The organism is Flexivirga sp. G2, assembly GCF_055397625.1.
On record NZ_AP039675.1, the window covers coordinates 1,979,849 to 1,999,910 of the forward strand.

Annotated in this window: 40 protein-coding genes; 3 read left to right on the forward strand and 37 right to left on the reverse strand. The window is 66.1% G+C overall.

The features are described from left to right. Positions 1-11: 11 nt before the first annotated feature. The 18 genes from ACZ50J_RS09400 to ACZ50J_RS09485 form a co-directional block, all read right to left on the reverse strand. Positions 12-554: a hypothetical protein gene (locus tag ACZ50J_RS09400; protein ID WP_464301010.1), complete on the reverse strand. Its 543-nt coding sequence runs from the start codon at positions 552-554 to the stop codon at positions 12-14. Continuing rightward, entirely contained in the window at positions 551-871 is a 321-nt protein-coding gene (locus ACZ50J_RS09405) for a hypothetical protein (RefSeq protein WP_464301011.1), read from the reverse strand. Before ACZ50J_RS09405 ends, ACZ50J_RS09400 begins: the two co-directional genes overlap by 4 nt. A 103-nt stretch (positions 872-974) precedes the next feature. Then, on the reverse strand, positions 975-1,739 hold the full coding sequence (locus tag ACZ50J_RS09410; protein ID WP_464301012.1) for a phage tail tube protein: 765 nt from the start codon (positions 1,737-1,739) through the stop codon (positions 975-977). Positions 1,740-1,829: 90 nt separating this feature from the next. Further along, entirely contained in the window at positions 1,830-2,249 is a 420-nt protein-coding gene (locus tag ACZ50J_RS09415) for a hypothetical protein (protein ID WP_464301013.1), read from the reverse strand. Next, entirely contained in the window at positions 2,242-2,568 is a 327-nt protein-coding gene (locus ACZ50J_RS09420; RefSeq protein WP_464301014.1) for a hypothetical protein, read from the reverse strand. The genes ACZ50J_RS09415 and ACZ50J_RS09420 overlap by 8 nt, the downstream gene beginning before the upstream one ends. After that, on the reverse strand, positions 2,568-2,909 hold the full coding sequence (locus ACZ50J_RS09425; protein ID WP_464301015.1) for a hypothetical protein: 342 nt from the start codon (positions 2,907-2,909) through the stop codon (positions 2,568-2,570). The genes ACZ50J_RS09420 and ACZ50J_RS09425 overlap by 1 nt, the downstream gene beginning before the upstream one ends. Further along, positions 2,909-3,367, reverse strand: coding sequence for a hypothetical protein (locus tag ACZ50J_RS09430; RefSeq protein WP_464301016.1), 459 nt, complete (start codon positions 3,365-3,367; stop codon positions 2,909-2,911). Before ACZ50J_RS09430 ends, ACZ50J_RS09425 begins: the two co-directional genes overlap by 1 nt. Before the next feature lie 20 nt (positions 3,368-3,387). Next, entirely contained in the window at positions 3,388-3,870 is a 483-nt protein-coding gene (locus ACZ50J_RS09435; protein ID WP_464301017.1) for a hypothetical protein, read from the reverse strand. Between the two features lie 3 nt (positions 3,871-3,873). Next, positions 3,874-4,929, reverse strand: a complete 1,056-nt coding sequence (locus ACZ50J_RS09440; RefSeq protein ID WP_464301018.1) for a major capsid protein — start codon at positions 4,927-4,929, stop codon at positions 3,874-3,876. A gap of 17 nt (positions 4,930-4,946) precedes the next feature. Next, on the reverse strand, positions 4,947-5,324 hold the full coding sequence (locus tag ACZ50J_RS09445; protein WP_464301019.1) for a hypothetical protein: 378 nt from the start codon (positions 5,322-5,324) through the stop codon (positions 4,947-4,949). 45 nt (positions 5,325-5,369) lie between these two features. Beyond that, a complete protein-coding gene (locus ACZ50J_RS09450) occupies positions 5,370-6,104 on the reverse strand; it encodes a hypothetical protein (RefSeq protein WP_464301020.1) in 735 nt (244 codons plus the stop codon). Between the two features lie 57 nt (positions 6,105-6,161). After that, complete coding sequence (locus tag ACZ50J_RS09455; protein WP_464301021.1) at positions 6,162-7,082, reverse strand: VG15 protein; 921 nt, start codon at positions 7,080-7,082, stop codon at positions 6,162-6,164. Further along, positions 7,051-8,424, reverse strand: coding sequence for a hypothetical protein (locus ACZ50J_RS09460; protein WP_464301022.1), 1,374 nt, complete (start codon positions 8,422-8,424; stop codon positions 7,051-7,053). The genes ACZ50J_RS09455 and ACZ50J_RS09460 overlap by 32 nt, the downstream gene beginning before the upstream one ends. Before the next feature lie 58 nt (positions 8,425-8,482). Further along, a complete protein-coding gene (locus tag ACZ50J_RS09465; RefSeq protein WP_464301023.1) occupies positions 8,483-10,198 on the reverse strand; it encodes a hypothetical protein in 1,716 nt (571 codons plus the stop codon). Positions 10,199-10,201: 3 nt separating this feature from the next. Then, positions 10,202-10,663, reverse strand: a complete 462-nt coding sequence (locus tag ACZ50J_RS09470) for a phage terminase small subunit (protein WP_464301024.1) — start codon at positions 10,661-10,663, stop codon at positions 10,202-10,204. Positions 10,664-10,852: 189 nt separating this feature from the next. Beyond that, entirely contained in the window at positions 10,853-11,182 is a 330-nt protein-coding gene (locus ACZ50J_RS09475) for an HNH endonuclease (RefSeq protein ID WP_464301025.1), read from the reverse strand. After that, positions 11,179-11,445, reverse strand: a complete 267-nt coding sequence (locus ACZ50J_RS09480) for a hypothetical protein (RefSeq protein ID WP_464301026.1) — start codon at positions 11,443-11,445, stop codon at positions 11,179-11,181. The genes ACZ50J_RS09475 and ACZ50J_RS09480 overlap by 4 nt, the downstream gene beginning before the upstream one ends. A gap of 4 nt (positions 11,446-11,449) precedes the next feature. Then, on the reverse strand, positions 11,450-11,767 hold the full coding sequence (locus ACZ50J_RS09485) for a hypothetical protein (RefSeq protein WP_464301027.1): 318 nt from the start codon (positions 11,765-11,767) through the stop codon (positions 11,450-11,452). A 29-nt stretch (positions 11,768-11,796) separates the two neighbouring features. On the opposite strand from ACZ50J_RS09485, the gene ACZ50J_RS09490 reads away from it, so the two are divergent. Next, a complete protein-coding gene (locus tag ACZ50J_RS09490; RefSeq protein ID WP_464301028.1) occupies positions 11,797-12,039 on the forward strand; it encodes a hypothetical protein in 243 nt (80 codons plus the stop codon). A gap of 72 nt (positions 12,040-12,111) precedes the next feature. On the opposite strand, the gene ACZ50J_RS09495 is transcribed toward ACZ50J_RS09490, so the two are convergent. The 6 genes from ACZ50J_RS09495 to ACZ50J_RS09520 all read right to left on the reverse strand — a co-directional run bounded on the left by ACZ50J_RS09495 (position 12,112) and on the right by ACZ50J_RS09520 (position 14,500). Continuing rightward, positions 12,112-12,354, reverse strand: a complete 243-nt coding sequence (locus ACZ50J_RS09495; protein WP_464301029.1) for a hypothetical protein — start codon at positions 12,352-12,354, stop codon at positions 12,112-12,114. Positions 12,355-12,516: 162 nt separating this feature from the next. Then, on the reverse strand, positions 12,517-13,425 hold the full coding sequence (locus ACZ50J_RS09500) for a hypothetical protein (RefSeq protein WP_464301030.1): 909 nt from the start codon (positions 13,423-13,425) through the stop codon (positions 12,517-12,519). Beyond that, complete coding sequence (locus tag ACZ50J_RS09505) at positions 13,422-13,610, reverse strand: hypothetical protein (protein WP_464301031.1); 189 nt, start codon at positions 13,608-13,610, stop codon at positions 13,422-13,424. The genes ACZ50J_RS09500 and ACZ50J_RS09505 overlap by 4 nt, the downstream gene beginning before the upstream one ends. Continuing rightward, complete coding sequence (locus ACZ50J_RS09510; protein WP_464301032.1) at positions 13,607-13,759, reverse strand: hypothetical protein; 153 nt, start codon at positions 13,757-13,759, stop codon at positions 13,607-13,609. The genes ACZ50J_RS09505 and ACZ50J_RS09510 overlap by 4 nt, the downstream gene beginning before the upstream one ends. Beyond that, positions 13,756-13,974 (reverse strand): hypothetical protein, encoded by a 219-nt coding sequence (locus ACZ50J_RS09515; protein ID WP_464301033.1) that lies wholly within the window; start codon positions 13,972-13,974, stop codon positions 13,756-13,758. The genes ACZ50J_RS09510 and ACZ50J_RS09515 overlap by 4 nt, the downstream gene beginning before the upstream one ends. A gap of 292 nt (positions 13,975-14,266) precedes the next feature. Next, positions 14,267-14,500, reverse strand: a complete 234-nt coding sequence (locus tag ACZ50J_RS09520) for a hypothetical protein (protein ID WP_464301034.1) — start codon at positions 14,498-14,500, stop codon at positions 14,267-14,269. A 29-nt stretch (positions 14,501-14,529) separates the two neighbouring features. Here ACZ50J_RS09520 and ACZ50J_RS09525 point away from each other — a divergent pair, with 29 nt between their 5' ends. Next, a complete protein-coding gene (locus tag ACZ50J_RS09525) occupies positions 14,530-14,793 on the forward strand; it encodes a hypothetical protein (RefSeq protein WP_464301035.1) in 264 nt (87 codons plus the stop codon). 1 nt (position 14,794) lies between these two features. Further along, positions 14,795-15,109, forward strand: a complete 315-nt coding sequence (locus ACZ50J_RS09530; protein ID WP_464301036.1) for a ribbon-helix-helix protein, CopG family — start codon at positions 14,795-14,797, stop codon at positions 15,107-15,109. A 13-nt stretch (positions 15,110-15,122) separates the two neighbouring features. Here ACZ50J_RS09530 and ACZ50J_RS09535 read toward each other — a convergent pair whose 3' ends face one another. From ACZ50J_RS09535 to ACZ50J_RS09595, 13 genes are read right to left on the reverse strand one after another with little or no spacing between them, the layout of a single operon-like run. Then, complete coding sequence (locus tag ACZ50J_RS09535) at positions 15,123-15,383, reverse strand: hypothetical protein (protein ID WP_464301037.1); 261 nt, start codon at positions 15,381-15,383, stop codon at positions 15,123-15,125. Beyond that, entirely contained in the window at positions 15,383-15,625 is a 243-nt protein-coding gene (locus ACZ50J_RS09540; RefSeq protein ID WP_464301038.1) for a hypothetical protein, read from the reverse strand. The genes ACZ50J_RS09535 and ACZ50J_RS09540 overlap by 1 nt, the downstream gene beginning before the upstream one ends. After that, a complete protein-coding gene (locus ACZ50J_RS09545; RefSeq protein ID WP_464301039.1) occupies positions 15,622-16,296 on the reverse strand; it encodes a hypothetical protein in 675 nt (224 codons plus the stop codon). The genes ACZ50J_RS09540 and ACZ50J_RS09545 overlap by 4 nt, the downstream gene beginning before the upstream one ends. Beyond that, positions 16,293-16,511 carry a hypothetical protein gene (locus tag ACZ50J_RS09550; protein WP_464301040.1) on the reverse strand — a complete coding sequence of 73 codons (219 nt, stop codon included), beginning with the start codon at positions 16,509-16,511 and terminating at the stop codon, positions 16,293-16,295. The genes ACZ50J_RS09545 and ACZ50J_RS09550 overlap by 4 nt, the downstream gene beginning before the upstream one ends. 39 nt (positions 16,512-16,550) lie before the next feature. Continuing rightward, a complete protein-coding gene (locus tag ACZ50J_RS09555) occupies positions 16,551-16,826 on the reverse strand; it encodes a hypothetical protein (RefSeq protein ID WP_464301041.1) in 276 nt (91 codons plus the stop codon). After that, positions 16,823-17,053 (reverse strand): hypothetical protein, encoded by a 231-nt coding sequence (locus tag ACZ50J_RS09560; RefSeq protein ID WP_464301042.1) that lies wholly within the window; start codon positions 17,051-17,053, stop codon positions 16,823-16,825. Before ACZ50J_RS09560 ends, ACZ50J_RS09555 begins: the two co-directional genes overlap by 4 nt. A gap of 2 nt (positions 17,054-17,055) precedes the next feature. Further along, positions 17,056-17,631, reverse strand: coding sequence for a hypothetical protein (locus ACZ50J_RS09565; RefSeq protein WP_464301043.1), 576 nt, complete (start codon positions 17,629-17,631; stop codon positions 17,056-17,058). Continuing rightward, entirely contained in the window at positions 17,628-17,810 is a 183-nt protein-coding gene (locus ACZ50J_RS09570) for a hypothetical protein (RefSeq protein ID WP_464301044.1), read from the reverse strand. Before ACZ50J_RS09570 ends, ACZ50J_RS09565 begins: the two co-directional genes overlap by 4 nt. Then, a complete protein-coding gene (locus ACZ50J_RS09575) occupies positions 17,807-18,310 on the reverse strand; it encodes a hypothetical protein (RefSeq protein ID WP_464301045.1) in 504 nt (167 codons plus the stop codon). The genes ACZ50J_RS09570 and ACZ50J_RS09575 overlap by 4 nt, the downstream gene beginning before the upstream one ends. Next, complete coding sequence (locus ACZ50J_RS09580; RefSeq protein ID WP_464301046.1) at positions 18,307-18,768, reverse strand: HNH endonuclease signature motif containing protein; 462 nt, start codon at positions 18,766-18,768, stop codon at positions 18,307-18,309. The genes ACZ50J_RS09575 and ACZ50J_RS09580 overlap by 4 nt, the downstream gene beginning before the upstream one ends. Then, positions 18,765-19,241 carry a hypothetical protein gene (locus ACZ50J_RS09585; protein WP_464301047.1) on the reverse strand — a complete coding sequence of 159 codons (477 nt, stop codon included), beginning with the start codon at positions 19,239-19,241 and terminating at the stop codon, positions 18,765-18,767. Before ACZ50J_RS09585 ends, ACZ50J_RS09580 begins: the two co-directional genes overlap by 4 nt. Then, a complete protein-coding gene (locus ACZ50J_RS09590) occupies positions 19,241-19,636 on the reverse strand; it encodes a hypothetical protein (protein WP_464301048.1) in 396 nt (131 codons plus the stop codon). The genes ACZ50J_RS09585 and ACZ50J_RS09590 overlap by 1 nt, the downstream gene beginning before the upstream one ends. After that, positions 19,633-19,953: a hypothetical protein gene (locus ACZ50J_RS09595; RefSeq protein WP_464301049.1), complete on the reverse strand. Its 321-nt coding sequence runs from the start codon at positions 19,951-19,953 to the stop codon at positions 19,633-19,635. The genes ACZ50J_RS09590 and ACZ50J_RS09595 overlap by 4 nt, the downstream gene beginning before the upstream one ends. Positions 19,954-20,062 lie beyond the last annotated feature (109 nt).

Below are 20,062 nucleotides of genomic sequence, written 5' to 3' on the forward strand. Positions count from 1 at the left end.
CCCTCAGGTATTCAGTTCGTGTCGTTGTCCCAACCGGTGGGTTTCAAGTGGCGGGAACGGGTTTCGCCGGTCCCTACGTGGCCGCGGCGTGCGCGGACCTGCGCCAACAGCTCGCGGCGTTCGTCGAGCGAGATGACGTGCTGGCCATTGGCTGGCTGCTGGTCGATGGGCTGTTCCGGCTCGACGACCTTCGACCGGGGAACGTCGTAGGGCGGGACGAACTCCTCGCCCTCCTTGCGGTTCTGCAGCAGCCGGTACAGGTCGTTGCGCAAGCCCTGTAGCTGGTAGTTCTCCAACGACCAGTTCGAGCCAGTGAAGTCCTGCCCCTGGTCTTCTTCGTCGCCTGGCTTCGGTGCAGGGCGGGGGATGTTGTCGCGCACCCAGGTCTTCCAGGCGGACTCCATCGGCAGGAACCGCATCAACAACCACAGCTTGCGGTGCGTCAGCCCTCCATGCCGATGGAGTTCGCTCAGATCAACCGACGGGTGCCAACGGGCGAGGTCGGCCTCGATCTCTTCCGACGCGACGTCAAGGAAGTGATCGAGGCTGCTCATTCCCCCCGGTCAGCGCCGAAGTAGCGGTAGGTGTCAGCGACCAAGGCGCCCGTCTCTTCCAGGGTGGGGTCAACGTCCACGAACACCTGGTAGTCGTCGGGGTGCATGACCTTCTGGGCGAACCCGAGGATGTCGCCCCTGTTGACCTGCGCCATCGTGGAGGCCCGCCAAGTCTTCGGATTCGACACCCGGACGGTATGTCCGCCCACTTCTGCGGCGAACCACTTGCCGGCCGACTCCTCAGCCTTGCGGCGCTGCGCGGCCGTCAACGGCTTGTTCCGGTCCGTGGGTCGCTTCGCTCCTGCTGGTGTTGCCATTGCGCACACTCTCCTTCACTGATTGCGCACACGAATCGTGAGTGCCCCGAAGGGCTTCCGCCCCTGGCCGTGTGCGCGGAACCAGGGGCGGAAGTTGGGTGGCTCAGGAGACCTGAGTCCAGGTGACGGCGTTGTCGACGACCGTGTTGCCGATGCCCGGGTTGACCGGCGCTTCGGCATCGGAGACGCCGGCGACGGTGCACTTCAGCACCCCGCCGGAGTTGCTCACCTGGTCGTTGACGGCGTAGGTGTGCTCGGCCTGCCATGCGGCCGGCGTGGACCCGCCTTCGGTGGCGAGTCCCGACACGACGTAGAACTCGTAGAGGGACACACCGTTGGCGTCCGGGTAGAGGGTGAGAGTGACCGCCCGGTCGAAGACCTGACCCATCTGCAGGTTCTGGTCGCCGGGGTCGGTGTTCGAGACGTTCGGCGCGACGAACCGCAGGGGGTCGCCGAACTGGCTGAACGCGTCGAAGACCGCGACGTACCGGATGTCCTCGGGCATCTTCGTCTGGACCGAGAACGAACCGTCCGGGGCGACCGCGACACCGTCGAGTTCGAGTCCCTTGTAGACCGCGACCGAGATGGGGTTGGTCTCCTGGAAGGTGACGTCGACGGTCTGGGTCTGGTCGGTGTACAGCACGCCCTGCGGCTGCAGCGAACCGAACGACTTGATCGGAGTCGACGAGGTGTTGGTCTTGATGTCGATGCCCTTGGGGTCGCAGTTACCTGCGTCCTTGAAGGCGTTGGTCAGCGACGTGGTGGCGTCTTCCGGGAGGGTGGTCCCTTCCGGGGCGAACCAGGCCAAGGACAGACCTGCAGGTCCGCCCGCCTTGGTGCCCGCCAGGATGTTCTTGGCGTTGGACATGATTGAGCCCCTTCCGGGCAATCGGGAAATGGAGGAGCGCACACGAAAATCCCCGGACCGCAACGCAATTCGGGAAACTTGGGGGAGTGGTTACTGCTGGGCGCCTACGGTGATGCCGTAGGAAGCGATGAACCGGGTGACCTGCTCGTCGTCCCATGCGGCCGCCCTGGGCGCGGCGTAGGTCTTGGTGAGCATCACCCGGCCGATGCCGTCGGTGAAGTTGTTCAGATCGAACTCGATGAGCGAATCCAGCTCGTTCGCAATGGTTTCCGCGTCGTCATACTTACTGGCGAGCGTCTCGAAGCGCGCTCGGGCGCGGTCGATTCCGAGAGCTCGGGGGCCGCCGGTTCGGGTGACGCGGACGAACGGGAGCAGGTTCTTGTAACCCGCAGGCAGGTCTGTCGAGATCGACCGGCCACTGACAGGCACGGACAGACGCTCGACAACGGTCGGGAACCACGCGATGAGCAGGTTCGGCACCGACGCGTAAGAGACGACGAGGTCACTCATCGAGCACACCCAGCGCGTTCGTCAGAGTGTTGTGCGCCGGCGTGCGCGACGTTCCGGTCTCGATCGACAGCCCCGCCTCGTCGTCCGAGTAGACGTGCCCGACGACGCCGGTGTGCGTCGTGCCCGCGCCCTGGACGTCGTCCTCGATGACCTCGGCGTGGAACGAATCGCGCCAGTGCTCGGTCGTCTTCGGGTCGTAGGGCGCAGTTGCCACAGCCTCGGCCTTCACCTTGTCGGCGAAGGCCTGCATGGGGGCTTCGAGGATCTCGCGCGACGCGAGCATGCGCGCGATGCCGTGACGGTCAGCCTTGTAGACCATCAGTCCACCGCCTTCAGCACCACATGGATACCCGGAGCGGTGCCTGTCATGGGCGACTTCCACGGCCACGGATCGCCCTTCACGTTGAAGGTCTTGTCGAATCCGGGCACCTTGACCTGCGAGACGTTCGACAGGTCAGTCTCATTCGGCGCCAGGCCGTCAAGGATGTCGGTGGTGATGTCCTGGGCGTTGGTGTCTTCGTCGGTCGACTGCGGCCACAGCACCCAGCCCGGCGACGGAGTCTCCACGTCGTCGTAGATCGGCCGGTTTCCCTTGTCGTAGCCGACGATCTGGTTCTTCGCGATCACCGTCACCGTGGTGGTGAACTGCAGCCCGAGCATCAGCGCACACCGGGCATGGAGGGGCGAACCGGGATGGAGCGCATCCGGCCGCGTCGCGTCGCGATACCCAGCGCGATGAGGTCCGCATCGGTGACAACGATCTCGCCGACCGGGGTTGAGTCCTGCCCGTTCGAGAACGAGCTGGTCGTCGACCTTGAGTAGGGGCCGACGGTCTCTTGGTCGGTGACCGACGAGGCACCGGATGGGTTGGTGACTGCCCGCTTGACCATCGTCGCGACGACGTTCGCGACGAGATCCGGGTCCAGGGCGCCCTGGACGCCCGGTGTCGTCTGCCAGAGCGCGATCCGCGCGTCGACGGACGGCACACGGTTCCGCAGCCGCGACGACGCGACCTTGATCAGCGACTTCAGGTTGTCGTCGCTGATGTCGGGGCGTTGGGAAGGCGGCAGCATCTGCAGCAGCAACTGCACGTCCGCCGGGGTTGCCAGTGGTTCCACTGCCGCCGCCTTCCCTTCGCTCACTTCGCGTCGGCGCCGGCGGCGGGCTTGCGCCCGCGTCGGCCCTGCGCTGCCGGTGCTGCGTCGTCAGTCGACTCCGGCTCGGGGGCGGTGTCGGAGTCGCCTTCCGGCTGCTCCGACTCGGACTCCTCCGGCTCCTGCTCGTCGTCAGTCGACTCCGGCTCGGGGGCGGTGTCGGAGTCGCCTTCCGGCTGCTCCGACTCGGACTCCTCCGGCTCCTGCTCGTCGTCAGTCGACTCCGGCTCGGGGGCGGTGTCGGAGTCGCCTTCCGGCTGCTCCGACTCGGACTCCTCCGGCTCCTGCTCGTCGTCAGTCGACTCCGGCTCGGGAGCCGGATCCTCGTCGGACTCGCTGGACCCTTCGATGGCGTCACGGTTGGTGATCGCCTTCAGCGCCCATGCGGGCAGGTCGTCACCGGGCGCGAACGTCACACGGCGGCCGTCGGGGTTCGCCACGGTGGTGGCGTACTTTGCGGTAGCCATGGCTCAGTCCTCCGGCGCGTCGATGACCGCGTTCGCGATCATCAGCCGACGCGGCTGCTCGATGACCGGCATACCGACGGCGTCGATGAAGGTGAACTTCCGGTAGGGCGGACCCACCTTCTCCACCACGCCGACGATCCCGGGAGCGTCCGAGAAGGTCAGCTCCGACAGGTTGGAGTCGACGAGCTCGAGAGCCGTCGCGCTCACACCCCAAGCGGTGTAACCGATGGGCTGCCCGGCCGGCGGCAGGAGGCGAACCTTGGTGGCGTCCAGGATGTCCTTGACGGTGCCGTCGACGTCGACCTTGCTGTCGTAGACCATGGCGATCGGGGGGAGGTTGAAGCTGGCCATCACCTGGTCCAGCGTGGAACGGCTCACCAGGCCCGGGGCGCCCGCGAGCGACGCAGCCAGGGACCGGATCTCCTTGTTCCGCAGCAGAGCCATGACCGTGTCGTTCGACATGACCATGCCGCCGGGGCGGAAGCCGTTGACCTTGACGTAGGCCTTGACCCACGTGGTGAGGTCCTCCACCGGGGTGGAGTTCTCGGTGTCGGACCACTTCACGGATGGCGCGACGAGGTTGGTGGCCGGGACGCCGAAGTCGGCCTCCAGGTAGAGGCCGTCCTCACCGGCCAGCGTGAACTTGCCGTCGTCGAGGACGTCACCGCGGGCCTGCTCCATCCGGTTGCGGATCTCGCCGACGCCGTTCTGGCCGTCGTTGTAAACCGCGTCCGTCAGGGCCGTCAGGTTCGTTCCACCGAACTGCTGGAACTGTCGCTGCAGCCGCTCGTACTCGCCCTCGTTGAACGAGGTCGACAGCGGCGGCAGCTTCACCCGACGGGTGGAGCCGGAGTCGCGGTCCGAGACGTGCAGACGTCCGTCGTACGCGCGGAACCGGGCGGTCCGGTTTGTGCGGGTGATCTCCAGGAGGTCGACCTCGTTGGAGTTGACCAGCCGGTCCGGGAGGATCTGCGAGAGCGCGTGATCCGCCGGGGTCGGGATCTCGCGAACGAACGTGGTCAGAGCATCCGGGGTGACCGGGGCATCAAAGACGATCATCGTTGTTGCCTTTCGCCTCAGTCGCTGAAGTGGATCAGCGGGAAGTCAGCTCGCGCGGTTGCGTCGAGCGGTTGCGGGAGCTTGGCCGCGTACACGAAGCCGTGGATGAACGCGCCGGTCGCGACCTTGCTGCCGCCCTTGGCGTTCACGGACGCGAAGGTGAGCGCGTGCTCGGTCTTCGTGGCGTCGTACGGGCCCCACGTGCCGGCCGCGACCTTGGAGACGGCCGTACCGGACGGGATGTAACCCTTCGGGTAGTGGGTGGCCGCGGTGAAGAGGGAGATGTCCAGGGTGATGGTCGGGTTGGCGCCCGGCTCGGTCCCGTGAGGGCCAGCCAGCCAGTCCCGCTTCTCGACCTGGTAGTCACCCGTGTTGACGACACTGATGTCGGTCATGGTGAATCCTTTCGGTGAGATGTGCCGAGCCGGAGACGTCCGGTCTCAGCTGCTGCGGTTGGCGAAGGCGTCAGGGAAACGCTTGCGCGCCTCCTGCTGCCCGATCTCCTTCTGGGACACCGGGTTCTGTTCGCCTCTGCCTTGACCCATGTCGGGCCATTTGCCCCCTGCCATGCCGGCCTGGCGCTTCACGTGACTCGCGATCTTTGCCTCGTCGAGCACGCCGTCTTCGCCCTTGAAGGCGTCGAAGTTGGTGGTGGCGACGATCTCGTTGATCTCGTCGTCCTTGGTGATGCCGTTGGCTCGGAGACCGAACCGCAGCATCGAGGTGGCCGTGTCGCGGAAGCTGGAGTCCCGTGCCTCGGTACGTCCGGCCTCACGCGCCTCGCGCAATGCCTTCTCGTTCTCGGTCTCGTTCGCCTGGCGCAGTTGGTCCCGCTCGGCAACGAGCGCGTCGTAGTCCTTACGTGACACTGAGGACTTGGCTCGCTGCTCCCAGCGCCGCGACTGCGTCTTGTGGTACGCCGCCTGCTGTTCGGCGGTCATCTTCTCCAGTGGCGTGTTCTCCGGATAGCCGTTGTTCTCGGCGGCCGGGTCGGCAGGCGGGTTCTGCCCGCCGCCACCGTCCCCGCCGGCGTCGCCAGATCCCTGGCCGCCGTTGTCGCCGCCGGCCGCCGGATCGTCGGCATCCATGCAGGCGCCGCCGAAGTGCAGCCGGTGGAACGCGATCAGCTGAGCCGGAGTGAGACCGCCAGGGCCTCGGAGATCCTGTTCGGGCATTGCACTGTCTCCCATGTCGGGTTGATGCTCAGCGGGTGCCATGTCGGCACCCACCGGCTACGCCGCCGATGTGCGACGAAGTTTGTTGAGCTGCGCGCGGAGCTTGGTCAGGCGCTCGGCCTCCGAGCCGGTCGCGCCCTTCTCCTCAAGTCGGCGAATCGACGCTTCAAGATTGCGGATTCGCTTGTCCAGCCGTTCCTGCTTCGCGTCCGTGCGCTTCTTGATCGACGGGTCGTTCTGCGGCAGCCGCTGCTTCGCGTCGCCGCCAACAACACGCTCGAGCTTCCCGTTGACCGGCTGAAATCGAAGCTTCTTCGCTTCCCGGCCGCTCGTGCCGCCCATCGCCTCGTACAGGTCGCCGAGCTCCAAGTTGTTCAGCGCATCGCCCGGGTCGCTCGTGGCGGTCACCTCGGTGACCGTGCACTTGCACCCGTCGTGGATCTTCTTGAGGTCACCGCGCGTGTAGAGCTTCGTGGAGGCAATCAGGCACAGCCCGCAGACGCCGCCCTCGGACAGTTCCGGGTGCGGAACCCTCCGGTATCCGGTGACGGCCGCGTTCTTCGCACCGTGCTCGCCGATCGCGTCCGACGAACTCTGAGTGAGAGCGTCACTCACAGCGGTCACGACGTCGGCTGGGAGCGAGGTCACCGACTGGTCCCGCATCACCTGGTCGACGAGGTCTTGGACGACAGCATCGTCGACGCCAGCGTCCGGAGTCCCTTGTACCGCAGTGCCATTCAGCTGGTTGAGGTACGACCACGCGAGCCTCGCCGAAGACTGCTGACCCTGCGTCAGCGTCTCGGTGACCATCTCGCGCGCCCGATCCTCTTGGATCGCCCCGTTGCTGAGCAGCCGCAGGATGGCCATGATCGCGTCAATGACGCCCTGCAACAGTCGCGCGAGCGCCGCCTGATGCAGATCGATGATCCGCGCAGTGCGGCCCGTGTTACTGCTGCTGGCTGGGTTGCGTCGAGCCATTGCCCGAACCGCCCGAAAGGATGAAGTCGTTCAACCGCTCCTGCTGCAGCTGCGGAAGCTCCGACGGGCGAACCTGCATGACGTCCGTGGCGATCCGCTCGAACGGCCACACACCGTTCAGCTGCGAGACAGCCTGTGCGCGCTCCGTCAGCGAGTACCGCACGACCGGCGCCCAGATCGTCTGGATCTTGTGCACCGGCGCACGCTTCTCGTCGCCGAGCACCTGGAACGCAAGCGACAACGCCCGCGCGATGCCGTTGTCAGCGCGACGCATCCGGTCCTGCACCCGGAACAGGTGCTTGTCCTCGACGATCTGCGAGCCCTTCGCGGACTGATTCGCACCATCGGGCACAGCGTCGCTCAGCGGCGTGCCAGTGACGGCGCACAGGTGCTTCACGTCGTCGAGAACGATCTGCCGCAACGGGCCAAGGTCGGACGCCTGCGACTCCCACAGCTTCACACCGGGCGGCAGGTCCCAGATCCGGTCCGGGCCGGACGTGAAGTCCTCCGGGTCGAACTCGAGCTCGTTGTCCTCGCCGTCGATGTCCTCGCCATACACCTTGGGGTCCTTCTCCAAGGCGCGCTGGCGGTGAGCCTGCAGCTTCGTCAGCACGATCCGCGTGAACATCGAGTCGTTGATCCGTGTCAGCGCGTCCAGGTGCCGCTCGTAGTCGCCCACACCGCGCCGGTTGCGCATGTTCACCAGAGGGAAGACGTCCTCCCCGCCGGGGATGAGCTGCGGCGCACCGAGAGAGAAGCCCTGCTGGGTGCCATCACGACGCGCCGTGCGCACGTAACCCGGCCGGTACAGCCAGAACTCGCGCTCACCGGTCCACTCGTCCATCGTGATCCGCAGACCCGCACGCGGACCGGACGGTGACTCCGCGGTGATCGTCGACAGCGGCGACTCCGCGGTGATCAGCGGCCTGCCCTTGTTCTGCCCGACCAACAGATACCCGTCAGCCATGGAGAGCATGTCCTGCACGGCGTCGCCGCCCTGCGCGACCAGGTTCGTTTCCTGCGCGACCTCCTCGGCGACCTGGTCGCCGTCCGGGTCATCGTCCGCGGCGGTCGACCAACCGACCGGCACGAGCCGATCGGTCACCGACGAGATCACCAGCTCGGCGTAGTTCATCCGCGACATCCGCAGGAACGTCGACCATGCCATCGCCCAGTCGTCCGCATACGACTCCGGCAGCGGCGGTTCGCCACGCAGCCACGCATCCAGCAACTCCAGTCCGGGGCGGGTGCGCCGGTCGTTGCTCAGGACCGCAGTACTCCACCGCCGGCCGCCGACCTGACCCACGTTCCGGTTGTGGATCGCCCGCTCAAGCCGGTTCACCCACCACTCATCAGATTCGGCAGCGGGGTCGTCGAAAATAGCCACGTGGCAACCCCTTTCACCGGATCCGTTTCACGCGTCGAGTGGTCTTCTGTCGTGACTTGCCCATGCCAGCCGTGACCGCATCCAGCCGCGCCTGCCATGCGAGCACCGCCGCGACTGCGGCGTCGATCTTGTTCGAACTCGCCGGGGACTCCTTGCCGAGCGCGAGTTTCTGGTTCGACATGCGCCGGCGGGCGTTTAGCACGTGCGACGTCAGCTGCGGCTCACCCAAGTGCCGGGCGTCCTGGTTGCGGATGGCACCTTCGAGTTGCTCGATCGCGCTCTCGACGGCACCAGCACGGCCACCAGTCATCCACCACTCGAACGGGTGCTCGCGGCGGGCCTTCACCTTGACCCGGCCGCCATATGTGGCTTCCCACGCGTTGACGTACGACCGCCAGTCACGACCCGGGTCGGCGTAGAACCCGACGACGCGCCACTTCTTGAACGCGTCGGCGATGTAGTCCTCCAGCAGCGGGATGTTCGGAGACCACTTGTCCCAAGTGTCCTTGCTGTCGTCTTTCGCCTCGTCGACGAAGATCTCGAACAGCAGACCGTCGGACACTCGGCAGCCGACAAGCGCGGTGGCGTCCGGTTTGCTCTTCGCTCGGCCACGGGAACCGTCGAACCCGAGCACGACAGCCTCGCCAGGCTTCGGACGCGCCGCTTCGACCTCTTTCGGGGGAACACGGCACGCCAGCCATTCCGGTCGAGAAAGCCACGCATCCGAAGCGTGAGTGATCTGCCCGAGGAAGTTCGCGCGAGCATTCTGCTCGTCGTTGTCCGGATCCCAGATACGCGCGATGTGCGAATCGTGCTCGGCCCAACCGGGCGGGCACGGCGGGTCATGGATGACACACCCATCGGGATCCGCCGACGAGTCGCCATAGGCGAACCGCAGACCCTTCAGCAGCGACTCACGGTCCGTCAGATCAGTGTCCGGCGGCGCCTCGCGGTGGTCATACAGCAGGCCCTTGTCGACCCGCGCACGACCCTCCTTGATCGCCACCCACGCCTGCGCCGACCGCTCAGCAACAGAGGCGCCGGTCTCACCGTGCGGCTGGAACGCGTTCGGCGTCTCGATGTACGAACCGCCGACCTTCGCCGCGTTGTCCGCGAGGATCTTCGCCAGCCTCACGCCACCGTTCGACGGGAACCACTCTTCCGTCTGGTCCCACACCGAGAACACGGCGCGCGCACCCTTCGCGGTGCTTCCCGACGCCGTGATCGGGATGATCTTCCCGCGAGGCAAGTTGACGAACGTGCCCATCGGCTCCAGGCCGCGGTAATTGTCGAACACCGGCGGATCCAGGTCCGGGTCGAGCATCTCCAGCAGCGGGCCCCACGCGTTCGTCATGACCTGGTCGTCCGACACGGCCGCCAGCTCCACGAGCGGCGTGCGCACCGCCGACCACGGCTTACCGACCGGTCGGCCCTTCGCGTCCCAACCGTCCAAGACGACGTCAGCCAAGCCCTCGACGATGCACAGCGCCGACACGAACGGTGACTTGCCCCACCCACGCGGACGGGACAACACCGCACGCCGCACCACACGCCGGCCAGTGACCGGATCGATCTCGTAGAACCGCAGAACGAACTCCGCCTGCTCCCGAGTCAGGATGAGCGGCTCGTAGTCCTGCCGATCAGGAGCAGCGAGGTTGTCCTCGATCCACTTGATGACGTAGTGACCAAGGGTCGGCCGCTCACCGGGATACCCCGGCTTCCACGGCATGGCTTACTCAGCCAGGCGCAAGTTCGAGTGTCGTCCCTTGCCGTCCGGCTTGCGGCGCTTCTCCTCAGCGTCATCCGCCGCGGCGAACTGGATCCGCAACCGCGCCCGGTCCTCCGGCGTCGCACCGAACTTCGCCGTCCGCAACCGCAGCTCACCCGCCACCTTGTGCGTGCCAGACCAGTAGAGCGCGTGCAGCAGAGCCGTATCGAGCAGCTCCGACCAGTCCGTCGACGTGAAGTCAGCCGACAGGGGCGAGTCCGCCCACATCTGCCACCACTGGCGCGTGCGCTCCGGCCAAGCGAACTCCTGCGTCGTCAGCTGGCCGTCGACCTCGACCTGCACGTCGAACGACGGCAGCTCCGGCTGCGGCATGGGCTCCGCCTCGATGATGCGAAGCGCCACCGGGTCAGCGTTGCGCCGAGCGCGCCGGTTCGGATCCTTCGGTGCTGGGCCTCGTCCGGGCATAGCGGGACCTCCATGTCGGAGCAGGAGAGCGCACCCATGTCGGGTATGCGCTCGGTGGTATGTGGTGCGCCCGCAGCGGGCCGCCGGCCGCGATCCTGTGACCCGTACGGAGCCTTTGCCGCAGTACTGCCCGGTCTTTCGTCGCGGTCCGGGGGCGGGGGTTCCCACCCGGGTATCTCATGGATGAGATCAGAGGAGGCCTGGGGGCTTGCGGCGTGTGCTGGGGTGGTGGAGCTTGGCTTGTTGGGCGGCGGCTGCTGCTTGTGCTTCGGCCTGTGTCTTCTGCTGGTGGTGGTCGTGGCAGAGGGCTTGCAGGTTCGCCGGCGAGTGGTCGTCACCTGGTCGGATGTGGTCGGCGTCCGTGGCGGTTGCAGTGCACCGTTCAAGGTGGCTGTTCGTCGGGTTGTTGACGAGCTGTTCGCAGCGGTATCCGGCTCGTTCGAGGGTGGCGCGCTGCAGGGTGGGCCAGTTGGCGGGTAGCCGGCTGCGCCGGTCGCTGGATTGCCAGTGGCCGCTCACTTGTGGTGCTTCGCTTCGAACGCGGCTTGCTCTGCGCCTGGTGCGTGGCCTGGGCGTGCGCCTGTGGCGCGGACGTGGAGGTTGGAGCAGAGGCCCTTGACCATGGTGGGTGGGACGTGTTTGCCGAGCTCTATGACGCACCTGTCGAAGTCGCCTGGTGTGCCCCAGTTGATCTTGGCTGCGCCTTCGCCGTGTGCCCAGTAGTTCATGAGGCGTTCGGTGTCGCGCTTGTCTTGGGGTGTGGCTTCGCGTCCGGCGACCATGGCGTTACTCCTCGCCTGCGGAGATGCGCAGGCTCTTGGCTTGCAGGTCGAGGTGCACGGTGTGTTGCCACGGGTCTGGTCGGTAGCCGTATGGCTCGACCAGTACGGGTTGCCCGTCAAGCTTGAGTTGCTTGCTGTCGTGGTCGAGTTGCACCCGGTCGTCGTCGACCTCGATCGTCACAGTGAGGGTGCTGTGTGCCGCTGAGCCGAACGCAATGAGCGTCACCTCTTCGCCGTTGACCTTGCAGTCTCCGGGTATGAGGACCATCGCCCCAAGGCATCCGTCGCTGAGGATCTCGATGTCTGCTGCGTTCAGCGGCATGGTCGCGTCACCTTCGTCATACTCGGGTCATGGGTAAGGACACTCGGAAGACTGGGTTCAGTGAGTCGCGGCATAACCCGTTCACGTCGGAGCGGATGCGGGACAACAAGGCTGCTGTGCGGACGATCGAGGGGCTGGGTCAGAACGACCAGATCATCGCGTTGTTGCGTCAGCTGGTGGGCTTGCAGGCTGATCAGAACGCGATGCTGGGATACCTGTGCCAGGCGGAGCATCAGCGGTCTGGGTTGCCGTTGCCGAACTTGCGGTCTTGAGGTGATCGCCGGTTTCGCATTGCCGGCGGAGTGATTCGACGACTTGCCATCTGCCGCACCAGCAGCGGCCGGTCATGCCTGGCGCGAGCGCTTCATGCCGTGGCGGATCTGTTCGGCGACGACCTTGGGGTCGCCCGCGTCGCCGACGCGTAGGACGGTTATCGCGCCTGCTTGTTCGAACGTGAATCCGGCGTTGCTGAGGCCGCGCTGTACGGCTTCGGTGACGGTGCGTTCGATCTGGTTGCCGAGCTGTTGGAGCGCGTCGTCGTTGAGGACGGGCTTGAGCTCGACGTGGGCGGTTCCGATCTTGGCCATGGCAGGTCCTTCCACGGGCACGTTGTGCACAGGGGTGTGGAAAACGCGAAGCCCCGGTGCGAGGTCACTGTCCTCGTCCGGGGCTTTCTTACCTGGACCGTAGCGGTCCGTGGCGTTTTCGGGGTGCACAAGCACCCCGTTGGTGTCCGATGTTAGATCACGTCAGGCACTCCTGTCACGCAGGCGGGTGGCGAGTTTGAGCGCGTCGTTGGGGTTGTAGAGCCCGCGCCCTCGCCGGTCTTTGCCCTTCTGCTCAAGGCGGCCGTCGCTGACCCATTGCCGGATGGTGGATTGGGGGACGGCTTTGCCGTGGCGGACGGCGATGCAGCGGACGAGCTGGGCGACGGTGTAGAGGTCGCCGTCGGTGGGGTCGGTGGAGAGTTCTTGCTCCCATTCGGCGACTGAGCGTGTGGTGCCGCAGCCGCGGCAGGTGGCGGTGTTGGTGCCGGAGTAGTCCGAGGGTGTGAAGCGGACGGTGGTGCCGCATTCGCATTCGCCGAGGACGGTTCCGTCGGGTCGGGTGGGGTAGGCGTGGCGGCGTGCGTCGGCCCATGCGGTGGGGATCTTGACGGGCCAGGATCGGGCGGTGATCGGGTTGGCGGAGAGCCAGGTGGCGTGGCGGTCGAGGAATCGGGTCATGGTGCGGACGTCGGGTGTTCCGTCGAATCCGTGGAGGCCGCGCTCGACGATGACGAACGAGACGAAGAGTGCGAGGTCTTCGCGGAGGCTGTCTTTGGTGGCGAGGACGGTTTCGTTGAGTTCGATGCCGGTTGGGAGTCCGCGGACGGTGACGTATTCGCCTACGGCTGAGTTTCGGCGGACTGTGGCGCGGACGAGGGCGTCGTCGAGGGTGGGGAGTTCGCGGAGGAGGCGCACGGCTCGTCGGTGGTGGTGGCGGCATACGAGTATGCCGTCGTCTGCGAGGCCGGGGAGGCAGCCGGTGCAGTGGTCTTCGGCGTGGTTGGGGTCGGTGCCGAGGGTGCAGTCGGGGCCGCATGGGCAGTCGGTGTAGTGCTGTCCGGGTATGGCGCAGTCGGGGACGACGCACTCGGGGTTGGTGCTCGTGCTCACTGGTTCTCCTGGTGGTTGGCGAAGAGCATGCCGGCGTGGAACTGGATGGCCATTTGTTCGGCGGCGGTTGGGCTGAATCCGTTGGCCAGTAGGCGTTCTCGGAAGCCGACAAGGAGCTCGACGACTTGGTCGAGTCCGTCCATGGCTTCGGCCGGGTCGTAGACGGGGCGCTGTTGGCGCTTCACGCGTCGTCCTGGTTGCCGAGGATGAATCCTGCGGCGAGGAGGGTGATGGCTGCTGTGGCGAGCCATTGCCACCATGTGCCGGGTGCCCAGATGGCGGCGAGGAGCGCGATGCCGGTGAGGGCGATGAGGGTGTTTCCGAGGGTCTTCATGGCGTCTCCTGGGTGCTCTCGGTGTAGTGGGTGATGGTGTCTTCGTGGAATCGGGTGACGGCGTCTTGGCCGGGTGTGTCTTCGGAGTCGTGGACGATGACGATCCAGGGCTTGTCGTAGCTGACGTGGTGGACGTGGGAGACGCTGATCGACGTCCAGTCGTCGGCGCTCGCGCCCTTGCGGAAGCTGATCCGGACGGTGTTGGTGGCACTCACTTGGCTGCCTCCCATAGGTCGACGCCGAGTAACGCCGCGGTCTCGGTGGTGAACCTGGGCGCCCATTCGGGGCAAGGGATTTCGAACGGGCGGTTTATGTGGCATCGGAGGCACACGACGACGAGCCCGGCTGTCGGAGTGTGGTGGTAGGTGCCTGCTTGGCCTTGCATGCCAGAGGTGGTGTTCCAGTAGACGGTTCGTCCGCACATGCGGCAGGCATCGCCATCTCGGAGTCTGGCCGTGAGGGCCGCAGTGACGGCCTTGTTCACCGTGTCGGGGGTCGGGTGGTTGCTCACTGGGCGTCTTCTCCTTGTGCGTGGTAGCGGTGCCAGTCGCAGCACCAGTTGTCGAGGCTGACGACGGGCATGAGCGAGCCGAATGCCTTGATGGTGTCGGTGCTTTGGTGGGGTTCGTGGTCGGGTTCGGGTTGGTCGCGCAGTTGGGCGGCTCGGATGTTGTTGAGGAGGCGGGCGTGGCCGGTGCGTTCGTCGTGGTCGTCGAATTGGGACCTATTTAGTGTTGACACAAGTCGCCTACTTGTGTCACCATTAAGTCATGCGGATGAAGTTCACCCAGGCGGCCCGAAAGCACAAGATCGCGAAAGGTCGAGCGCTGCACGTCATCCGCAACACCGAGCCTGTCGAGGTCACCGACGACAACGGAAACGTCACCGGTTTCGACTGGATCGGCAATGACGACCGCGGGCTGGAACTGCACATCATCGGCATCGTCAAGGTCGACGAGCGCAGCGCAACGGGTGAGAAAATCGCCCTCATCACGCACGTCTTCCCGACCGCACTGAACAAGAAGGGTGAGTGACATGAAAGACCGGAAGTTCGAAGACGCCGGAGACGTCGACCTCGACCGCGACGACCACGGGTTCACCAACCCGGATGGGTCTCGCCTGACCGAGGCGGACGCTGCCCGTGCTACCAAGCGAGTCGCTGAGCAGGCTGCTCGGCAACGAGCCGTGACGGGCCGGCCGTCGTTGACTGCGCCGGGTGTGAAGTCGCCGACGGTGAATGCGCGAGTGCCGAAGCCGATGAAGGAGGCCTTGCAGGCGCGGGCGAAGGCGGAAGGTGTCGGTGAGAACGTGATCGTCCGGCGGGCACTCGAGGAGTACCTGCACGCGTGAGTCTGCCGAGGCATCAGTCGTCCTCGTCCGGGACGTCACTGGCTCCTGCGAACCAGTGGTTACACCGATGGCCGATGACTGAGCACATGCCGGCGACGTCCCAGACGGAGAGGTTGTCGCCGTTGATAGTGGTCAGCTCTTGGAATTCCTTTGTGTTGGAGACTATTTCGGCGATGACGAGCCACTTGGTGACGATCGGTGCCTCGCGTTCTGCTTCGTCAGCCATGTGGTCGGCGATGGCCTGTTCGACGGCGGCGTAGGTTTCGGTGCTCATCAGTCGGCCTCCCGCCACGGGTTGTCGGGCTTGCCGGTGACGCCGATCTGCCATTCGTATGCGGCCTCGGCGCCCTCGTCCCAGGCTTGGGCGAGCGCTTCCCGGACCACCGACATCAGGGCGTCGGCGCGCATCAGGTATGACGCCAGGTCGAGGACGTCCAAATCGTGCCACTGAGTCGATGGGTGGTCGAAGAATGCAAGGAACCTCGCCAGCTTGTCGCGCAGGTCGTCGTCGGTCACTGCTGCCCACCGCCGTCGAGCGCGTTCTGTAGTGCGCGTCCGATGGTGCGTGCGCCAGTGATTCGTTCACAGTCCGCTGCTACGTCGCGCACCCGGTCGACCGTGGCCCGCAGCTCGTCCCGCTCCCGCATGACGTCCTTGGATATCTTCTCGGCGGAGTCGATGCGGGCGTTCAGCGCTGCGGATCGTGCGGTGAGTGCGTCGTTGAGTCGGGCAACCTCGGCCTCGGCGCGCCCAGCACGGCGGAGAACAGCTTCGATCTGCTCGGCAGGACTGAGCACGATGTCAGCTCGAACCGGATCGTCCCGGTCTGCGGGGTCGGCCAACAAGTGATGCCCGTCCAGGTCTTGGGCGATGGCATGGCCGCTGCGGCCCAGAAGGAGCCACCGGTTGATGACCCTGGCCGCTTGCTCGGTCACGGTGTCGGCGGGGTTCTCGTCACTGGTCATCGCGTGCCGCCACTCTGCTGGTTGGCGGGTTGGGCTACTTTCGCAATAGCGCCATGTGTGGTCGCCCTCGACGTGCATCCATTTGCCTCCGAAGCCGACCGGCCCAACGGGGGCACCACAGTTCAGGCATTGATCTCTCACCGCGCTGCTGGCATGTCGCGGGTACTGACCGACGCGTACGGCCTCTTCAACCAGCTCCCGGATTCCGCGCTCATCACTCATCGGTCTTCACCCCGAACCTGCGGATCGGGAATGCGTTGCCCCAGCTCGGGGTCATCTGCGAGGCGAGCAACTTTCGATGCCAGCCACTCGATGCCGTCTGCTGCACCGCGGTGATAGGGGCATTGGTCATCGAGCGCATAACACGCGTTGCATTCCTCTATGTCTGCGGCGTTGTAGTCCAATAGTTCTGTGGCCGTTACTGTTTCGGTGCTCATTGGCAGATGTCCTTCGTGAAGTAGGCGGATAGGTTCTCGTCACTTGTCATTGCGCGCTCCTTGCCACGGGTTGGGTGCGAATCGGTCGCGGTCGTATTCGGACTGCCACGCATCTTCGAGCGCTGCATCCCACGTCGCGGCTAGCGCCCGCTTCACTACCGGCATCAGGGCGTCGGCAATGTCGATCGCCTCATCGACTACGAACACCGTCGGGCTCCATCGGGCTGTGCCACTGCGTATAACCTCGGCAAGATTGGCGCGCAGTTCCTGGTTGGAGAGAGCGACGAGCTCGTCGGCGGGGTTCTCGGCGCTCATCGGCGGGCTCCCTCGTCGCGTCGTGCGGCGCAGTCGCGGCAGAGCGCGGTGAGTCCACCCAACGAGTGCTCACGAACCACCCAGCCCTTCTTGGCTAGCTCCTCGGCTGCATCGAGGTCGTCGCCGTAGCCGCTGGTCTCGACGAGTCCGCAACCGTCCTCGCAGTAGAGCGCCTTCGCGGAGATCACGTGCGCGAAGAGTTCCGCGTACGGGTCGTCGGTTGCCATGGTCAGGCTCCTTCTCGTGACTGGTTGTGCGCGGTGTGCAGGGGGTTGTCGACGGGCACGAGCGGTCCCCATTTGCGTTCGACGTGTTCTCGCGGGAACGGCGCGGTCTCGCGTGTGTGCATGAGTCCATCGGCGTCCTCGTGCCAGATGTCGCCCTGCTTGTCGCGCCATGCCTCGGGACCTGGTGCGCGGAACAGGTCGGCGAGCTCGCCCGGGGAGGGGATGTGCGCGCCGCCCCGGAAAGGTGGGTTGATGAGGAGCTCGGGACCGTGCTCCTCGACTGCCTCACGCGCGATCGCGAATGTCTCGTTGGCGGGTCCGGTGACGATGCCGCCGCGGGCGTAGACCCGGCCGCCGACGGCCCACGTGTTCTGGGGGTGGAACTTGCGGAGGTGCTCGCAGGCGTCAGTGAGGGCGTCCTGGTGGGTGGGGGCGGTGCCGTGGTCGCCGTCCATGCTGAAGAGCGGGCAGTCGGTGCTGGTGCGGCAGTGCCACGCCCAGTGCTGTCCGGTGAAGGCTGCGAACGCGCGGAGGATGCCCTTGCGCCGCTCGACGCGGACCCGGGCGGGCGCGATCATCGGTCTGTCCTGTCTCGGAGGACGACGACGACCTGGCGTCGGTCGTAGGCGAGCATCTCGACGCGGGCCATGAGCACGGACCCGAAGAAGATGATCAGCCATGTCAGGGAACCGGTGATGACCCAGGCGATGAACGCCCAGAGCGTGGCAGCAAGGAGAAGCCAGATCCAGAGCTTCACGACGCCACCCCCTCGGCCTGGTCGGCGGCGTACACAGCGAGGGCATACGCCTGCCAGACGTCGGCGTGGAAGCCGTAGAACCAGCCGGGGTTAGCCTTCGTGCCCTTGCCGTAGTTCGGTTGGCCTTTCGCGAACCGGTCGACGAGCGCCTGGCGGATGTTGGAGTCCTTCGCGCCGGCGTTGTGACAGTGGTGGAGCTTCACCGGGTGGCGCTTGATGAGCTCGGGGTGCGGGACGCCGAGCCGTGCCCAGGTCGCTTCGAGGAACCGGCCGATCCAGACGCAGGTCTCGAATACGTCTGCGCCGACGGGCATCCCGTAGGACGCGACCATCTCGATGGCGACGCGGTAGTCCTCGGACAGGCTGCGCTCGTCGGTGAGCATCTGCAACAGTTCGTCGTTCGGCGTCTTCCCGTGGCGGAGCGGACGACGTGTGACGAGGTCGATGTCGACCCAACCGGATTCGGTGTTGCCAGGATCTATCGCCAACAGGGTCGTCATGACTGAGCCTTCCGTGCGTCGTAGATGCGTTTCGCGGTGAGCCGCTTGCATGCTCGGCAGATGCGCACGCCTGTAGGGCTCACATGCGTGTTATCCGGGCTGAACTCGTGACCGCGTTTGCAATGAGTTCGCCCGAGCATCCGCGATCGATTCACCGCTCCCGCACTGCTGCGCTGGCTGTTTATTCGTGGCCGGACAGCCTGAAGGTGCAGCGGGTTACAGCACTCGCGATGGGTGCAACCGAGAGCGCGCACGTGGTCGATCTGATGGCCGTCGGGGATCTCTCCTACCTCGAGCAGGTACGCGACTCGGTGAGTCTTCATGAGCTTCATGCCGACCCTCACGACCCCGTATCCCGAGTCGTTGAGTGCACCCGTCCAGAGCCAGCAGCTGGAGGCGAAGCTCTTGTCAACGCGCGCCCAGAAAGAGGCTGGGTCGATCGCGAGGAGGGTGCTCATGCTGCGTGCTCCGTTCGCATGGCGGCCATGTGGCGTTGGACGGTGCGGACGTGGAGGCCGAGTGCCTGCCCGATCTCCCACTGGGAGAGGTGAGGGTGCTCGTCGAGGAGCTGCTCGATCGCTTCCCGGTTCGCCCGGGAGCGTTGGAGGACCGCTTCACGGAGGTTGCGGCCGTTGCGCCGGTTCGCTGCCCGGGCCTTGTCGCTGATCGGCACGCCTGGTTTCGGGCCGCGCTTGCGTGGCGGGTCGGGGATCTCGAGTGCTTCGAAGATCTTGTCGTCGATGACGGTGACGGGTGTTGTCGCGACAAGGTGTGGTTCGTCGCCGGGTTCGATGAACCAGTCGGGTTCGCCGGCGATGACGGCGCCGGACTCCTCGACGATGCCGGGCAGGTCTTCGGCGGCTTCGGTGACGAGCTCGCGGAAGGTCATGTTCTGGTCGGTGATGGGCCAGCGGGTCAGGTGGGTTCGCATCACTCCTCCTCGGGGGTGGTTTTGGCGGCCTCGACGAGGTCGGCGAAGTTGTCTGGTTTGGGTGTGCCGGCGAACCGTTGGCAGGGGCACCGGGTGAGTGGTGTCTGCGGGTGGTCAGGGCAGAACGTGGGCGCTTTGGTGGTGGCCCGGGTGGTGTCGGTCCATTGGGGGCCGGGTGCGGTGATGCCGCCTGGGGTTTTCATGCGGGGGTTGTCGGCGCCGGAGACCATGACGCGGGCGACGTCGGCGGGGGAGCACTGGTCGAGGAGCTTGGTGACGGCGGCGCGGATCCCGGGGAGGTCCCATCGGTCGGCGTCGGTGACGCCGCGGGTGTTCTTCCGGATGCCGTAGACGGTCTCGGTGAGTGCCTTGACCCACCAGTCGGGCGCGTTCATGGCCGTTCCTCGAACAAGGTGCAGGCGGGCCAGGACTTGCGCATGTCCGGTCCGTGGCCGTGGTGCAGGAGCTTCGTGCACTTCCACCACTTGCCGCGACCGGCGCCGAGCATGGGCCCGTCTTTGAGGATCAGGTGCGCGCAGTCGCCGCAGGTCTTGCTGTTGCCCGCGAGCATGTGCGGAGCGACCGGGTGCACGCCTTGCGCGATGCGCTCGCGGCGCCGCGCTGTGCGGCGCGCGTCGTGGCCCATGCCCTCGTACGGATCCGGCTGAGGCTCTGGGTCGGGGAGGGCGCCGCCGAACAGGTCGTCGGTCATCGGTCGCACCTCCCCTCGGGGTGCACCAGGAAACACACCGGGCACGCGGCCGGGATGCGCTCTGGTGCTGGTGCTGCGTCGCCGCAGTCGGCGTGGACGGCACCGCGGT